The 14944-nt window shown below is 54.9% G+C and carries 18 protein-coding genes and 4 pseudogenes; 13 read left to right on the forward strand and 9 right to left on the reverse strand.

Annotated features, from left to right (window positions below):
- Nucleotides 1-359: 359 nt before the first annotated feature.
- Both HK44_RS17725 and HK44_RS17730 read left to right on the forward strand, forming a co-directional pair.
- Nucleotides 360-1790, forward strand: coding sequence for a GGDEF domain-containing protein (locus tag HK44_RS17725; protein WP_019690152.1), 1431 nt, complete (start codon nucleotides 360-362; stop codon nucleotides 1788-1790).
- 426 nt (nucleotides 1791-2216) lie between these two features.
- Nucleotides 2217-2852 carry a LysE family translocator gene (locus tag HK44_RS17730; RefSeq protein ID WP_019690151.1) on the forward strand — a complete coding sequence of 212 codons (636 nt, stop codon included), beginning with the start codon at nucleotides 2217-2219 and terminating at the stop codon, nucleotides 2850-2852.
- Between the two features lie 248 nt (nucleotides 2853-3100).
- Here the strand turns inward: HK44_RS17730 and HK44_RS17735 are convergent, their stop codons facing one another.
- The 4 genes and pseudogenes from HK44_RS17735 to HK44_RS17745 form a co-directional block, all read right to left on the reverse strand.
- Nucleotides 3101-3316 (reverse strand): hypothetical protein, encoded by a 216-nt coding sequence (locus tag HK44_RS17735; protein WP_019690150.1) that lies wholly within the window; start codon nucleotides 3314-3316, stop codon nucleotides 3101-3103.
- Nucleotides 3317-4296: 980 nt separating this feature from the next.
- Nucleotides 4297-4597 (reverse strand): annotated as a pseudogene (locus HK44_RS29850) (lysis protein); the annotation flags it as partial.
- 195 nt (nucleotides 4598-4792) lie between these two features.
- On the reverse strand, nucleotides 4793-5332 hold the full coding sequence (locus HK44_RS17740; RefSeq protein WP_024265038.1) for a protein-tyrosine-phosphatase: 540 nt from the start codon (nucleotides 5330-5332) through the stop codon (nucleotides 4793-4795).
- 190 nt (nucleotides 5333-5522) lie between these two features.
- Entirely contained in the window at nucleotides 5523-6503 is a 981-nt protein-coding gene (locus HK44_RS17745; RefSeq protein WP_024265003.1) for an IS5 family transposase, read from the reverse strand.
- A 773-nt stretch (nucleotides 6504-7276) separates the two neighbouring features.
- Between HK44_RS17745 and HK44_RS17750 the strand changes: the two genes are divergently transcribed.
- Nucleotides 7277-7951: a DUF3313 domain-containing protein gene (locus tag HK44_RS17750; RefSeq protein WP_019690147.1), complete on the forward strand. Its 675-nt coding sequence runs from the start codon at nucleotides 7277-7279 to the stop codon at nucleotides 7949-7951.
- 247 nt (nucleotides 7952-8198) lie between these two features.
- Here HK44_RS17750 and HK44_RS17755 read toward each other — a convergent pair.
- Nucleotides 8199-8504, reverse strand: a pseudogene (locus HK44_RS17755) (phage minor tail protein L); the annotation flags it as partial.
- A gap of 11 nt (nucleotides 8505-8515) precedes the next feature.
- The gene (locus HK44_RS17760; protein WP_019690145.1) at nucleotides 8516-8854 is read right to left on the reverse strand and encodes a phage tail protein; all 339 of its coding nucleotides are present in this window, start codon (nucleotides 8852-8854) and stop codon (nucleotides 8516-8518) included.
- Nucleotides 8855-8919: 65 nt separating this feature from the next.
- Between HK44_RS17760 and HK44_RS17765 the strand changes: the two genes are divergently transcribed.
- Entirely contained in the window at nucleotides 8920-9120 is a 201-nt protein-coding gene (locus HK44_RS17765) for a hypothetical protein (RefSeq protein WP_019690144.1), read from the forward strand.
- 17 nt (nucleotides 9121-9137) lie between these two features.
- On the opposite strand, the pseudogene HK44_RS17770 reads toward HK44_RS17765, so the two are convergent.
- Nucleotides 9138-9906, reverse strand: a pseudogene (locus HK44_RS17770) (phage tail tape measure C-terminal domain-containing protein); the annotation flags it as partial.
- A gap of 732 nt (nucleotides 9907-10638) precedes the next feature.
- Between HK44_RS17770 and HK44_RS17775 the strand changes: the two are divergent.
- Nucleotides 10639-11007, forward strand: a complete 369-nt coding sequence (locus HK44_RS17775; protein ID WP_019690140.1) for a hypothetical protein — start codon at nucleotides 10639-10641, stop codon at nucleotides 11005-11007.
- Here HK44_RS17775 and HK44_RS30175 read toward each other — a convergent pair.
- On the reverse strand, nucleotides 11004-11138 hold the full coding sequence (locus HK44_RS30175; protein ID WP_019690139.1) for a hypothetical protein: 135 nt from the start codon (nucleotides 11136-11138) through the stop codon (nucleotides 11004-11006). The two genes, HK44_RS17775 and HK44_RS30175, sit on opposite strands and share 4 nt — an antisense overlap.
- A gap of 87 nt (nucleotides 11139-11225) precedes the next feature.
- Here HK44_RS30175 and HK44_RS17780 point away from each other — a divergent pair, with 87 nt between their 5' ends.
- The 7 genes and pseudogenes from HK44_RS17780 to HK44_RS30585 all read left to right on the forward strand — a co-directional run bounded on the left by HK44_RS17780 (nucleotide 11226) and on the right by HK44_RS30585 (nucleotide 14473).
- A complete protein-coding gene (locus HK44_RS17780) occupies nucleotides 11226-11897 on the forward strand; it encodes a helix-turn-helix domain-containing protein (protein ID WP_019690138.1) in 672 nt (223 codons plus the stop codon).
- A gap of 40 nt (nucleotides 11898-11937) precedes the next feature.
- Nucleotides 11938-12195: a hypothetical protein gene (locus tag HK44_RS17785; RefSeq protein WP_019690137.1), complete on the forward strand. Its 258-nt coding sequence runs from the start codon at nucleotides 11938-11940 to the stop codon at nucleotides 12193-12195.
- Between the two features lie 33 nt (nucleotides 12196-12228).
- A complete protein-coding gene (locus HK44_RS17790; protein WP_019690136.1) occupies nucleotides 12229-12456 on the forward strand; it encodes a hypothetical protein in 228 nt (75 codons plus the stop codon).
- Between the two features lie 88 nt (nucleotides 12457-12544).
- Nucleotides 12545-12748, forward strand: a complete 204-nt coding sequence (locus HK44_RS17795; protein WP_019690135.1) for a hypothetical protein — start codon at nucleotides 12545-12547, stop codon at nucleotides 12746-12748.
- Nucleotides 12749-13290: 542 nt separating this feature from the next.
- Nucleotides 13291-13504: pseudogene (locus tag HK44_RS29855) on the forward strand (hypothetical protein).
- A 168-nt stretch (nucleotides 13505-13672) separates the two neighbouring features.
- Nucleotides 13673-13924 (forward strand): DUF1654 domain-containing protein, encoded by a 252-nt coding sequence (locus tag HK44_RS17800; RefSeq protein ID WP_019690132.1) that lies wholly within the window; start codon nucleotides 13673-13675, stop codon nucleotides 13922-13924.
- Between the two features lie 348 nt (nucleotides 13925-14272).
- Complete coding sequence (locus HK44_RS30585) at nucleotides 14273-14473, forward strand: hypothetical protein (protein WP_019690130.1); 201 nt, start codon at nucleotides 14273-14275, stop codon at nucleotides 14471-14473.
- A 15-nt stretch (nucleotides 14474-14488) separates the two neighbouring features.
- On the opposite strand, the gene HK44_RS17810 is transcribed toward HK44_RS30585, so the two are convergent.
- Complete coding sequence (locus HK44_RS17810; protein WP_019690129.1) at nucleotides 14489-14692, reverse strand: hypothetical protein; 204 nt, start codon at nucleotides 14690-14692, stop codon at nucleotides 14489-14491.
- Nucleotides 14693-14813: 121 nt separating this feature from the next.
- On the opposite strand from HK44_RS17810, the gene HK44_RS30180 reads away from it, so the two are divergent.
- Nucleotides 14814-14942 carry a hypothetical protein gene (locus tag HK44_RS30180; protein WP_019690128.1) on the forward strand — a complete coding sequence of 43 codons (129 nt, stop codon included), beginning with the start codon at nucleotides 14814-14816 and terminating at the stop codon, nucleotides 14940-14942.
- Nucleotides 14943-14944 lie beyond the last annotated feature (2 nt).

Below are 14944 nucleotides of genomic sequence, written 5' to 3' on the forward strand. Positions count from 1 at the left end.
AACTGATGCTGCGCTTATGCCAGCCGGCTCAAATCAGGCGCGAACCGAACCGCACTGGACACGCGTAATCCCTCCCCCGGCGTGCTGCCGACCGAACGAAAACCCTTCCTGCTGCCTCAAGATGTCCCACTGCTGCGCTGCAACCTCCAAAAGGAATTGCGATGCCGAATTCAGAAAGTTCCTTCTGCAGCTCAGCCATTGCTCGACTAGGCTATAGCTCTCCACAGGAGCCAAAGTCATGGAAGACAAAAATCCGGTTTATTTCGCGCTGATTATCTAAATCCAACGCAGCATGTATACGACTTCGGATCCAATACTGGTCCGGTGTTGGCAAAATAGATCCAACATTGGAGGGAACCATGAGCAATATCATCGCCACCGGCGAGCCACCTGAAACAATCCGCTTCATCATTAGGGTCTATGCCTGCCTGCTGCTCGCAGGATTTGCGTTTATTCCAGCCTACCTGATCAGCTACTTGTACTTCTTTCAGGACCCCACCCTTCTATTCGAGAACCACGCGTTCCATATCATCGCGATCACGGCAGCCACCCTGGAAGGCTTGTTTGTTACTTACGTGACGTGGCGCTGCTATCAGTCATCGGGAGAGCCGCTGCTGCGGTGGATGACGCTAGGTTTTCTCGGTTTTGTACTGATCTACGCGTTGCATGGTGCCTTCACCGGGCTCGCGCACCACAATATCTGGCTCTTCCTGCTTTATGGACCGGCCTCTCGGCTGGTCATGTCAATACTGCTGTTAGTCGGAATGCTGTCGTACCACCGCCCGCCTGATGCTGCGGACCAACGAATGAAACCCCGCCCGTGGTTAACCTGGATAGGACTGTTCCTGCTGGTTGACCTGATGGTGGCATACGTCGCGAATTCGTCGATTGCCAGCGAACTTGCGGTGCGCCTCTCGCTGGAAGGTGGCGCCCTCGTTTTTTCCACATTGAACGTGGCGATGCTCCTGCTGCGCCGTATCCGTTCGCAACTGATGGTGATTTTTGTCATATCGGTCACGGCGTTCGCGTTGTCATCTCTTGCCTTCATCCTTGCACGTCCCTGGAACCACATGTGGTGGCTCGCTCATGCGATCTTCGCCGCCGGATTCTTCCTGTTGAGCTACGGGGTAGTGCAAGCGTTCCTCACCACGCGGTCTTTCTCGACTATTTATTCCCAAGAGGAGCTTATGGTGCGTCTTGCCGAGGCAATGGAGTACACCGAGAACGCTCTACAGGAACTCCAGCGCACCAATCAGGAACTCGGACATCTTGCGGCGACCGATCCACTGACAGGCGCTGATAATCGGCGTCGATTCATGGAGCGGGTCGAGGCCGAAATTGGCCGGACCAAACGCGGTGGTGCGCCGTTCTCCGTGCTGGCACTTGATCTGGACAATTTCAAGTCCATCAATGATCGCTTTGGGCATCAGGTTGGCGATGACATCCTGAAAGGGTTTGTGCAGAAATGCCTCGATTCGATCCGGCCGTATGACGGCGTAGCCCGAGTAGGCGGTGAAGAATTCATGATACTGCTACCTCAGACTTCACTCGAAGGCGCACGTGAAATCGCTGAGCGTCTGCGAACCACCGTTGCAAATACTTCTTTTAGTAGCGGCTTTCATCGGTTAATGGTGGTCACAGTGAGCATCGGCATATCGCAATCCGGCCGCGACGGCGACGCCATCGAGGCGATTCTGAACGTAGCCGATCAACGCCTGTATCACGCTAAACACCAAGGCCGTAACCGTGTGGTCACTGCCATCAAAACCAGTCTCCAACCTATGCCCTGACCATCATTTCGAAGTCGCTGAAAGCGTCGGAACCGAAACGCCCCCGGAGGCCGCCATCATGGAGCGCGCGATTTGGATCGTGCAGCGCCGCGCGGCCGACAGTTGACAATAACGCAGTGACGGATCTGGCGAGCCTATTCACCCTCTCTCGTAACCAACAGCCAAGGTGCCTATAAGGCACCTTGGCTGTAATAACGGAGCAATCCATTACTCACGTTGACGTTGCAATGTCTCCCAGGGAGCGGATACCAGGTGCTGCGATCGCTGTATGACGTGTTGTGAGTCAATCTGTATCTAACACTCTCCCGTTGACCGCCCTACTATCGTCTGCTCCATCCAGGTACATACCTCAGAGATGGCGAAAAACCGCTTGTATTGATTTAGCGGAGCGTCCGATTCGTTATCTCTTCCATCAGGAGTTACACGATGCCCGAACTGTCCAACCTGCTCGCCTACGGCCTGATCTCACTCGGCATGGTGCTGACTCCCGGCCCGAACATGATCTACCTCATCTCGCGGTCGATCTGCCAGGGACGAATGGCCGGGCTGATTTCCCTGGGCGGCGTGGCATTGGGTTTCGTCGTTTATATGTTTTGCGCCGCATTGGGCATCACAGCCCTGGTCCTGGCGGTTCCCTATGCGTATGACGCCCTGCGCCTCGGCGGCGCGCTCTATCTGCTGTACCTGGCCTGGCAGGCGGTCAAGCCCGGTGGCCGTTCCCCGTTCCAGGTGCGAGACCTGCCCAGGGACGGCCCGCGCAAGTTGTTCATGATGGGCTTTGTCACCAACCTGCTGAATCCCAAAGTCGCGGTCATGTATTTGTCGCTGCTGCCCCAGTTCATCGACCCCACCGACCACAGCAGCGTGCTGTCGCAATCCATCGTGCTTGGCTTTACGCAGATCGTCATTAGCATTAGCGTCAACGCGCTGATTGCCGTCATGGCTGGCTCCATCGCGACATTTCTCGCAAGCAGGCCCCTGTGGCAGATTGTGCAACGCTGGCTGATGGGGACGGTCCTCACAGGCTTGGCCGTTCGCATGGCCATCGAAGGGCAGCGCTAAACCCAATCGACTAGCAATAGCCAGTCGCGTGTAGCTCATCGAATTCGATACGCTGGTGATACCAATGAGCATCAGCGGACGATGCCGTGCCGAGATGATCTTTTGCCATCCGTGCTCTGTCTGCAGACTGCCGCCTCGTTGCAACAGCCAATCACCTACATGCAGACCTTGCGCATGGGCTGCGCTGGGACACTAAGGGAAAAGTGGGTGGTCAGCTTAAAGCGCCCTGAGCCTTACGGAGGTCGGCATCAGGCCAGCTTCATCAGTGCTCCAGAGACATTATCTCTGGCTTGCCGCAACTCGCTTGCATCCTGATTCAGGCGATGGACGACACCCAGCAGCCGCTGGCGCAGCAATTCGTCACCCAGCTGATCAATCGCCCGCATGACATCAACTGCTGCGGCCTCGTTATTGGCTGCTGCAAAGTCCAGTGTTTTACGCAGGTTTCGTGCTGATCGGTTCACTTCAGTAGCCCTCATGAATCAGGCCTGCACTCTACAACAGCAATGTTTCTTTTTAATTTCAGTCGTTTAGATTCGGATAGCGCCGTCACCAATATCGCCCCCAACTCCCGACCAGCAACCTGCGCCAGCCCACGATCAGGGTAAGTCTGGTCACCCGCAACAACCGGAATCGCCACCCCATCAACGCGCTTCGCCTCGACGTTGAAAGGACCGGGTCGGATTAACGCCCAAACAACTTGGCAGCAAGATCAATATCGCACTTTCGTGCGTCGTCAAATGCAGTCCAGGTACCAAACTCTTCGCCCATCCTCGAGTAGCGTCCACATTCATTGAGAGACGGCGCAGAGAAGGTCTTTCGCAGACAGGAGGGGAAAGCTCCTCGCACCTATTTCGGGCCTAAGCATTTGCTGGGTTTTTTTCGTTTGTGGCAGGAGCTATACAGACCGGTACCATTCGACTTCGGTGATGCCGCTCAATCTGACAAACTCTCGCATTGCTCGGACTGTCCCTCCACAGGGTGGGTTAGCCGCCAGCTCGCACTGGGAGTGCAGAAAGGAAAGGTAGCAAGCATCCGCCTCTGTCATGGACTTCGCGGGGTAAGCGAACGCGACTCGATACCCGTTGAGGCTATAGCTGACAATGAAGTATGCGAGCTTCATGGCGGATCTCATGGCTATTGGCTACCAGCCATTAACCATAGTTTTAGTACGGGTAAATTGCTCTGACCTCCGGTCTGAATGATCGGCCACCCATTATTTAAGCCTCGTCAATGAGCGTAATGCTGTTCCTTTAAGCCGTAATGCGATCTGTAGCAGCTGCCGAAGGCTGCGTTCGGCTGCGCAGCAGTCGTCTTGCCACAGACGAGCCGGCCCCAGCCCCCAATTGGGCAATTGCGCCTGCCCCGCTCCCCCAGTCACCAGACTGCAAAGCATTCGTCAGTTGCATGGCGTTTTCTTGCGTCTGGCGGGTGCCGAGCTTCAAGTAGCAAGGCGATCGCGCAGGCGAGACTGGTCTTTTTGAGCACTGCTCAAAGCCTCGTAATGGGTTTGCTCGCTGGTTGCCAGTCGCTGCTCGAGCGCGAGGCGTTTGTCTTGTTCCGCGCTGTTGGGTTGCAGCGGCGAGGGTCAGCTGATTCAGCGTCTCGTTGTGAACCCTCGCCTGCTCTGCCAGTTGCCCGCCGTAGCGCCAGTCCTGAAGCTGCCAGGTCAACGCCGCCGCGCCGCCAGCCACAACAGCCAGCAACACTGCAACGCCAATCAGGCGCCCCGGCACGGCAATCACGGAACATCCTTGAAGAAGACGTGACAAGGATTGTTAACTAATCCATGAGCAACCGGAAAATCCGGAGTCTGATAAGGACTCCAGATTTTGTATGAACGCTGCACAGAACTTGAGCGCTGATTTTTAGGTACAGCTAAGCGCTTGTGAGGATCGTCAGGAAGGCCCCCGTGTAAATACGCCGAACAATCCTGTGACTTATTTGGAGACGACGATCTTTTTCAGCGCGGCCGGAACGAAGGTGTCCAGCTGCTTCACCACCTCGACATAAGCCTCCATCGGCTTGCCCCAGGCATCCGGCACATCGACATTCTTACCCGTCGCATATTCGGCCAAAGTGAAAGTCTTGTCTTTTGCTTCGGGGAACTGCTCGATCAATTTGTTCTTGTGTTTTTCGGTCATCGTCAGCAATGCGTCGGAGTGTTTGATGTCGTTCGCGGTCAGCTGCGCCGATCGATGTGCAGTGACATCAATGCCGCGTTCCAACATCAAGCTGGCTGCGTGGACTTCCGGTTTGGCGTCATAAGGGTCCCCGTCGACTGCGCGCGAGATTACCGCAATATTTGCATTGTCTTTGCTGATAGCTGCGTTGGCGATTGCTTCCGCCATCACACTTCGGCCAGTGTTTCCGGTGTCTACGAAGGCAAGCTTTTTAGGCTCCTCGGCTAGGGCGTGGCCAGATAGACCAATTACACACAGTACGCCAGTCATGGCTGCAAGGCGAAGTTTCTTGAACATTTGTTGCCCCTTTTTATTATTGGACTTATGGAGTCGACAACCGCGAAATGCAACTTAGCCACCTAAGGATGCTCCGATCAACTTGCCGCACGGCGGCGGCAAGTCGAAAACTCCCCCGACCCGCACCGCTATTTGCCAAAACGCGGCCGATGCGTCGTGTATTGAAGGCTTTTTCGCCCGGTCTTCCGTGTTAAGCGCCCAACTCGCCCATACCCATCAGCTGTTTTCGAGCCATCCATAGGTTTGACAGGGCGAACAGCGTGGTCAGCTGAGCTGTGTTTTTCATCAGTCCACGAAAGCGCACTTTCACGTAACCAAACTGCCGCTTGATCACCCGAAACGGATGCTCGACCTTGGCTCGTGTCTGAGCTTTGCAGTACTCGATCTTGCGCTTGGCCTTGTAGAGCAAGCTGCGTTTATTCAACTTGGCATAGGTGCTGCGGCGCGCTGCGATTTGCCAGATCACCTCACGATTTTCATGCTCTTCGCGCTTATCGACACCGGTGTATCCGGCGTCTGCATACACGGCGTTTTCTTCGCCATGCAGCAGTTCGGCGACCTGCGTGACATCAGCCACATTAGCGGCGGTGCCATGGACGTGATGAACCAGCCCCGACTCGGCATCGGCGCCAATATGGGCCTTCATCCCAAAGAAATACTGGTTACCTTTCTTCGTCTGATGCATCTCGGGATCGCGCTTGCCTTCTTCGTTCTTCGTGGAACTGGGGGCATGAATAATGGTTGCATCAACGATGGTGCCCTGGCGTAGCGACAGGCCTTTTTCTTGCAAATAACCGTTGATGACCGCGAGGATCGCAGGTGCGAGCTGATGCTTCTCCAGCAAGTGCCGGAAGTTCATGATCGTGGTGTCTTCGGGGATCGGTGCGCTGAGCGTCAGGTGTGCGAACTGGCGCATGGGCGTGATTTCATACAGCGCTTCTTCCATGGCTGGATCGCTCAGGGAGAACCAGTTCTGCAACAGATGGATGCGCAGCATGGTTTCCAGAGGGTAGGGTTTTCTACCGCCACCAGCCTTGGGGTAGAACGGCTCGATCAGCCCCAGCAGGCCTGTCCAGGGCACGACCTGATCCATCTCGGCGAGAAAGCGTTCGCGGCGAGTTTGCTTGCGCTTACCGGCGTACTCAAAGTCGGAAAAACTCATCTGGCTCATGGACGGCTCGGATCAGGTTGTCAGGCGCATTTCAGCACATTTGAAGACTTGTTCGGAGATTCCCTAAGCAAGTTGTCGATGCAAATCTCGTTTGCGGAGGCAACGTAGCACCGCGTACATACCTGAACAACAGCAATGTCGCGCGAAAGGAATTTGATGACGCATTGCGCTCCGCCCCATGTATTCGCTGCCAAGGCGTCCTAAAAAGTCGTCAACTTATTCGGCGCGGATAAGACCTGACCGAGCCTCAGAAACGATAAAACCTAGCGTTAGACTGGGCTTTTTCACGTCACAATGTTCGGAATCTCAAACCACCACAACTCTCAGCCAAATCTTATGGGGGGCGCAGGCATTGACGTACCCACCAAGCCAGAAATTCTTCAGGCTACATATTTCAATTGAATAACATTTCTACTGTATAGAAATAAGCTGGACATCTTCCAGCAAAGGACGCAGGGCACTCTATGCAGGCCCCCTCTTAAGGAAACTAGCGTGCAGGCATTAGCCCTACACCCTATCACTGCCGTCGACTCGATGCGGTTGCGCCGTGCTCAGCCTGTATTTAATCGACAGCTCTAGTGACCATCTCTGACCGCCCCCTGCTCAATCAAGAAGGACGGCAGGCGACCCAAACCGGTCAGTAGCGATAGACAGAAAACGGCCACATCCGGGCAGTTCGATAGCGCCTGGATTCAAGCCGTGACCGGCAACATGACGTGGCGCTTCTGACGCCCTGTAACCGAATAAAATGACTTTACCCATGGAGTAAAAATATGAGCCTGACCAGGAAATTGTTTGTCGGCGTTGCCTTGACCAGCCTGCTGCTCGGCGGTTGCACCTCAAGAGTCACAGAGAAGGAACAGTACTCAGGGTTTCTTCCCAGCTACAACAACCTGCAAGAAGTCACCACACTCAGTGGCGAGAAAGCCATGCGTTGGGTGACCCCGTCCTGGAACCCGAACGCTTACAACACGGTGGCCTTCAAGCAGCTGGACCTATACCCGGCACCCAAGCCCAATGAGCGGGTCAACCGTCAGACTCTGGATCAGTTGCAAACCTACGTGACCGACAATGCCAAGAGCGTACTGAGCCAGAAGTACCGTGTGGTACCGAACGTTCAGTCGGCCCCTACTGGTTCGCGAGTTCTGGTTGTGCGCGCCGCAATCACTGGCGTCACCGCATCCAACGAAGGCATGAAATGGTATGAAGTACTGCCAGTCACGGCCGCGATAGGCGCGACTCAGGCGGCCACCGGTCACCGCGACCAAAACACAGAGTTGTACATCGAAGCCGAACTGATCGACGCGAGCAACGGCCAAACCGTGGCCACAGTCGTGCGCAAGGTCATGGGTGAGCAAGTGAAAAATGCAAGCCAACCGGTAACCGCCAACGATTTCAAAGCGGCGATCAAAAAGCTGAACAGCGATATGCAGGCATTCATCAAATAGCAATGAAGTGTCAGCCGGCTTCCGCGGATGACCGTATTTCTCATTTCAGCCCCATAGGCAAAGATGAGGGCCGTCCAATCTAATGGCGTCAGCAGCTCGGGCGCGCGCCTACGCCGATGAAGCTGCGCCACACAGGAGCAGCGAGCGGCTGACCTGATCAACAAACGGCTGGACGCTATAGAAGTCCGGGCGACGGAAGAATAGAAGACCGCACTATCCGCTCAGATTGACCAGGCTCATGCTTGGTCAGCGCCGTGATACGTCCGTTGACATTGCCAACACTGAAGGTTGGGCGAGTGGCGGTGCCGTTGCTGTCCGCGCCAATGCCTTCGATCTGCACCGGCCAGGCTGCGTACTCGTTGCCTTGCCACCAGATCGACTTCGCCGGCAGCTCATCCGGCGAACCGGCATAGGCTAAAAGCTCTTCCGGCGAATGCGGGATTGCATGAGCGTGGAAGCGCAGCACATCGGCGCCGTACTCGGTACCGTCGATTTCAAACAGGCGCACTTCCCCGCCGGGCTCCAGCTTCTGGATGTCCGTGATTAATGCCATCAGGGTGTCCCTCAGGGGTGAAAGGTTTGTTCGAAGGTGGCGGTCAGCGTGTTCACCGAACCGCCCTTATGGGTTGGCTTGTAGCCGTTGCACTTGTACAACCCGAGCTCGCCGAGTGGCGGCGTCCAGAGAAACGCTTTCGCGCCCCGGTGGCGATCGAGCAAAGCCATGATTTCCTTGATCCGCGCTGCGCCGCCGGTGTGGCTATAGGGCCAGGACTGCATTTTGTTGTTGATGCCATCTGAAATAGTCTGGTCATAGCCATCGCCAAATTGCTTGGTGCGTGTGCGCTGCTTGATCTCGCCAGCAGCGCCCTTCTCGATCGGCCAGGTGAATGTTTCAAGTGCCATTATTTATCCTTTCGGAGTGAGCGGATTCAGGAGTAGCCTCACTCATTCACTTGCAGGAGCATCAGATGAAAATACAGATCCGATCAGTCAGCCATAACCCAGAAATTGAGGCAGAAGTATTTGCGGTTCGCCTTCTTCTAGACGCAGATGAGGGACATGATGGTGTTTTCATGGGCGAGGTCACCGTCGCTATTCCTTTTGATTCGAACCTGACCTTCTCTCAAATTGAGCAGCAAGCCATAGCAGAGGCTAAGCGAGTTCTCTAAGAACCTGGTCGCGGGCGTTATCCATTTTTTATCGCTGTCCGGATTCGCCCGCCCTGGCCAAGGTCCTTGCGCATCTTCTGCTCGTAGACCTGCTCGATCATTGGCCCGATGGTTTTGGCGAAATCGTTTGCCGCCGCACGCTGTGAATCGGTTGAAGCATCCACCGAGCCGTCGCTAGCGATATTGACTACCACATTGATTTGCGATGAACCGTCACCGCCACCCAGTGCACGCCCCCCCCAGTTGGCCGCCCGAGGTTCTGGTCAGCGGCATGATCGCCTCAGGACCTGCTTCACCCATTACCCCGGTCTGCCCGCCAGACATCCCGAAGGCTGTTGGCTTGCTGACCACACTGTTGGTGAAGGCGCCGCCGTTGGCGAAGAGCTGTACGCCGGAACCCCAAGCACCACCATTGGCCTAAGGGAACATGACATTGCCCGAACTCGCATCAAACTGACTGCCGAAGCTCTGAGCACCAGCCTCTGCGCCGCCGGCCGTTGCAGCACCTGTTGGTCCGGTACCGCTGCCAGTGAAGTAACTGATGCCAGCGCCGACCAGGCTACTCAGCAATACAGAGCTGGCCTGCCGCGCAGCAATCCGCGCCATGTCCACCAAAATCGACTTCGTGAAATCAGCAAACGACAGTTTCCCGGTCATGGCGAAGTTGACGACTGCGTCTTCCATCGAACTGAAGGCATTGCCGAACAGGCTCTTGGTCTGGCCAGCGACGTACTGCGCCGAATCCAGATAATTGGCCCAGGCCGATGTCGCGCCCTCGGCGGCGTCCTTTACCTCAAGCCCCTTGATGTAATCCTTAAGGCTTTGCTTCCCCTTCTCACCGATATAGACAGGGTCCTCGCCGGGTATCCTTTCACTGCCACCACGCGTTTCAAGCCGATCAAGCGCTTCTTTAGCTGTTTGAATGCGCTCCGCATTGGTTTGAGCGCGCCCAGCGTTTTTAAGACCATCTGCGGCCTTGGCGACGAGGTTGTAACCTCTTTCCCAGAGACCCCGCACCTCTGGTGCAGGTTCCAGGCGGATACCCAGCTCCGCAGACTCGGACAGGTCGATGAGTGGCGCCGGTGGCACTGGCCTCCTCATGATTACAACTCCGAGCTTGAAATAACCACTGGCTGCCGGTATCAGTGAGAATCGAACACTCGGCAGGGAGACCCACATGACACCGATAGACCTAGCTCAACATGAGAACGGCAAAGAATCCGGGGAGTTCGTTATTCAGACTAGCGCTGAGCCGACCCAGCCCCAGGCTCGGATACATCCAATACCTTCCTCCAAAGGAGATATCGTAATAGATGATTCCGGTGACCTTGAACGCTGTGCGGATGCTTTGGGTGCGAAGGCAATAGAACAAAGCAACCCGCCCCGGTAAGCGAGTTCGATTTCCTCCCAGTCGGATTGCTTGGTTGTCATAAACTGTCTCAGGTGATCCTAAAGCAGGGATTGATATAGCGGCTTACTGTCGGTATTGGTGGGCCAGCTGGAGCATGGATAAGCCCAATGGAATATAAGAAAGCAGCAATCACGGCTTACACAGGGAATGGCGGCCCGGTTCGACTTTTCGACGTTCCATTTCATTTCAGCGTGGGCGGACGATCGCTTTGCACTGGGGTCGATATCACCGGCGAGACTATGCAGCGAGCGGGATGGCTTGGCCTGCAAACTGGAGAGTTCGAAGGCTGGCAATCAACCCATAGCATTGAGTTGTCCTATCCGAATGCGGGAGACAGTGACCACTTGCTCGAGGTGAATAAAAACTTTAGCGCTCCATTCCAGGATGGTGAATGGCTTTGGTTTCCCGCAATGCCATTGGTCAGGCAAAGGAACTCTTTTTTGAAAGCACCTCCAGTCAATGCCTCTGCCCGTTAGGCAATCACTGGAGACATGCCGTGCTTTTCCCGAACCCAACCAGAAACGGTGCTTTGATCAACCTTGAGCTTTTCAGCTGTGATCTCTTGAGTGCCGAAGAAGGCAACGAGGTCCTTATAAATAGTGGTCACGCACACCCTCCATACGGGAATACCCATATACTAAATTATGGGAATACCTGTTTGCCAGGATATGGGAGCCCCCGTAATACTCATCGAATGGAATTTAAAGACCGTTTAAAAGCCGCAAGGCAGCACGCTAAGCTCAACCAAGTAGAACTTGCTCTCAGAGCAGGCATTACTCAGACATCAATTTCTGATCTTGAGCGCGGCAAATCAAAAGCATCTACGCACGTCGTAAAGATTGCGGACGCCTGTGGTGTGAACGCCAAATGGCTTTCAGATGAGATCGGCCCGATGACGGGACCAGTGCGCTCGGAGTCGTCCCAACAGTCTGAATCGAACGTCGGTTCAACTCGCCAACCAATTGAGTCCTTCCGCTACCCGGTAATCAGTTGGGTTGCCGTCGGCGCCTGGGCCGAAGCAGTTGAGCCCTTCCCTCCTGGATTCTCAGATCGTTACGAGCTCTCGGACTACAACTCAAAAGGTCCCGCCTTCTGGCTTGAAGTCAAAGGCGACTCGATGACATCGCCAGTCGGGATGAGTATCACTGAGGGGACTTTGATCCTGCTCGACACCGAAGCTGATGCACAGTCCGGGAAGCTGGTGGTCGCCAAACTGGCCGACAGCGACCAGGCCACGTTCAAAAAACTAGTTGATGACGGTGGTCGGCGCTTCTTGAAACCGCTGAACCCTGCATACCCTATTGAGATGTGTGCGGAAAATTGCCGGATCGTCGGTGTTGTGGTTAGAGCGCTGCAGAAGCTGTAGCCATCTGGCGTGACTCACATGAATTGATTTGGAATCAGGCATGAACGACGCGATCAGAGAAATCACTGAAGCACTAGATCAGCAAATGGAACTGAATTTCTTCATGGCCGGTAAGCTTATAGAGCTATCTCCAGCCAGCGAGCAAAAGCGACTGAAGAAAGAGCTGCATACTCGGCTCAGCGTTCTAAGAGAGCGAACCCTGAAAGCCACATGTGCGCTTGATGTCCTGACGAGCGATCGCAAGCCTGTCCGCACCACCCTTTTTTCAACACTCAAGAAATGGTTCGCCGGCGGTTGAAATCTGGCGCGACGAGATTTTCAGGAGGTCACCATGGCACTCAACAAACCCAACCAAGAGTTGCGCCGTGACTTGATCGCCGCCGCGTTCGACCTCGAAGAAGCCGCTCTGGAAATGTTCAGAGTGGCAAAACAACGCGGGGATACAGAGCTTCTGGAGGCCATGAGGACGATCGAGAAGCTGCATGAGCAAGCTGATCGACTGACTGCGTATGCTGATGAGGTAAAGGCGGCAAGGATTACGCGGGCTAAAGCTGAATAGCTCACGATCCTGAGTCATGTGTTTGGTGGGAAATGTTTGCACGCTAACAATTGAAAGACAGAGCAATGCCCTGCAGAAGGGTTACTGAATGCCGAAGAAAAAGCCGGAAAGTAAAGCAGCAGCGACCGCTACTGAAATTGAGCGCTCTATCCAAGCCCTGAATAAAATGGCTGAACGCCTTTGGGGAGATGGTCGAGAGGCCGAGGCGAAAGCCCTCCTTGATGCATTGGATTCGCTAAACCGCGCGCTGGACCGGATCAGGATTGGAGAGAGTCGCAGGGTTCTTCATTAAAGCGTGACAGTCAGTCGTTGCGGCGGGGATTTGTAAGCGATCGGACTTAAGGATTGACTGAGATGGCGCACTCACTTCAATACCATATAGGCGAATCCGTTCGCGCCATTGAGGTCGAGATCGTAAGGCTGCTCGACGTTGTGGTGTGCCTGTCACGCCATCGTCACATCTACCAGGCACAATGCGTTCAGCCAAAGGGATTTGGCTCCATCTACAGATAGCCCGGCCAGCGCCGGGCTTTTTCGTTTCTAATGTCATCGTACACCTCGACTTGCGTCGCCCCGCAAGAAACCAAAGTGCACTGTTCCGTACGGGCTCCCAAGCTACCCAAGGTAAAGCCTCCCCGCCCTCGAAAGACTGTTTATCTAATGTATTCAAAGATTTACAAGAGTAAAAATTTAGATCCGACTTGTATCCTGACAAGTTAATACAACTCATTGTTATTTCAGGATTTTTTAGAAATACCTACTAACCTTTTCCTAGCATCTGCCGATGGCTTTTTCGCCTGCTAAACTGCTGACTCCTCGAACGGAATCGACCTCATGCCTGATCAATACACCCTCCCCGACATCCTCGAAGAATGTACGACAACCAGCTCGCCCTGGAGGCAGCCCTCATGGAGTTCACTCTGTGGGTTAGCAGCGCGGATCAGCAGAAGTCGGGGAGACCGTTCGCGGGGCACTGCATGCCATTGGCGAGAATGCCGGGCATATCAAGCAGGGGCTGGCCAGATTGAAAGTCACCCAGCAGAAATAAACAGGTCCAGCAGGTCAGTCCGAAGCCCGCCAAGTGCGGGCTTTTTTGCGCTTGCTCAACAGTCGCCGTGTAACTCTCCCCCGTACACCAGCCAAATTCGCACTCCAATCCGTAGAAATATGACAAAATAAATACTGTACATGCATACAGTAAAGCAAGAAGCACCAAATGCCACAAATAGCAGTAGCCACGCCACAAGCCAGAAATTGTTATGAGCTTGTTGGTCGGCGCATTCAACGCCTGATCGCTACACCCAATGTCCAGAAGGTTCAGGCAGTTACCGTTTCCAGACGGAAAGACGAAAGTGTTGAAGCGGGGCAGCAGGTCCTTCAGGAAATCGAAGAGACCAGTGGTGTTCGTATAGACCGTCTGGAGAGCGGCGCCGTCAGGATTGGGTGGCGAGAGTACTACGAGGTGTGAAATGAGCCCGCCTTCGAGCGGGCTTTTTATCGCTCGATAACCTGGTGCATGCCGTTGCCGGAGGTCTCGCGCCGCTGAGCGTGCTGACCGTGAATTGGGACGCGCTCGACGCTCTGGTTGCGCAGCAAGGTTCGCTGTTCAGCATGGCCGGCGTAACCCTGGTGAACGCCGCGGCATGAGCAAAATGAAGCGAGTAGTAAATCAACGACGCCGGCAGCCCTGGCTGGGCCTGCCGGCCAGCGGAATCAAAGAGCTAGGCCATGGCGAGCGCAGAAACGGATCGAGTACGACGAGAAGGAATTGCGGCACCGATGCAGACTCGGCACCCGGCAGAAGCTTGATGAGCTGATGGCCTGGAACGGCATCGAGGAAATGAGCGAGGCGGTGCAGAACCTGAATGCTCATGCGCTTGGGCCTACCCTGTCATACAAGGCAATCGAGAGTCCGCGCCACAAAGTGCAGATAAGCGAAAACGTGGCGCGAATGTTTCGGAATGAGAGTTTGCTGGAGCTGCGCAAAGACCCGGGCGACGAACACTTCGCGCCCTAAACGCCATACCTGCAATCAGTTGCCTCGGCTGAGCTGCAGATTCTGAGTCGTACATTCAGTGGTGCTCACTGTGCCCATGAAGGCATTCATCTTCACAGCGCACCTCTCGATATTCAGACCGTTACGCCCGTCACTTGAGATGTTGGTGACATATGGGCCAGCAGTTGTGCAGCCCGCCAAAACAGCAAGCAGGCCCAAGGCAATGATATTGAATTTCATATGAGTCCTTTCGAGCAGCGGCCATTGAGATTTAGCTCAAAGCGTAGACCAACAAGGAAGACACCACCCATTCCGCTGTCGCATCCACTCACGGAGGGCGGCACCTACCCGAGGTAACGATATGCACGTCAGGGCCAAGGCAGTGATGGTCGACGCCCAGGGTGAGCCGATCATCAACCCGAAAACGAAGGCGCCGAAGGTTGGATTTACGGAGTGGCCGCCGAAGCAGGAGGCTCAAGTGGCGGCCTGACA

The sequence above is a fragment of the Pseudomonas fluorescens HK44 genome, assembly GCF_000217955.3.
In the GTDB taxonomy this organism is placed as follows: Bacteria; Pseudomonadota; Gammaproteobacteria; order Pseudomonadales; family Pseudomonadaceae; genus Aquipseudomonas; species Aquipseudomonas fluorescens_AQ.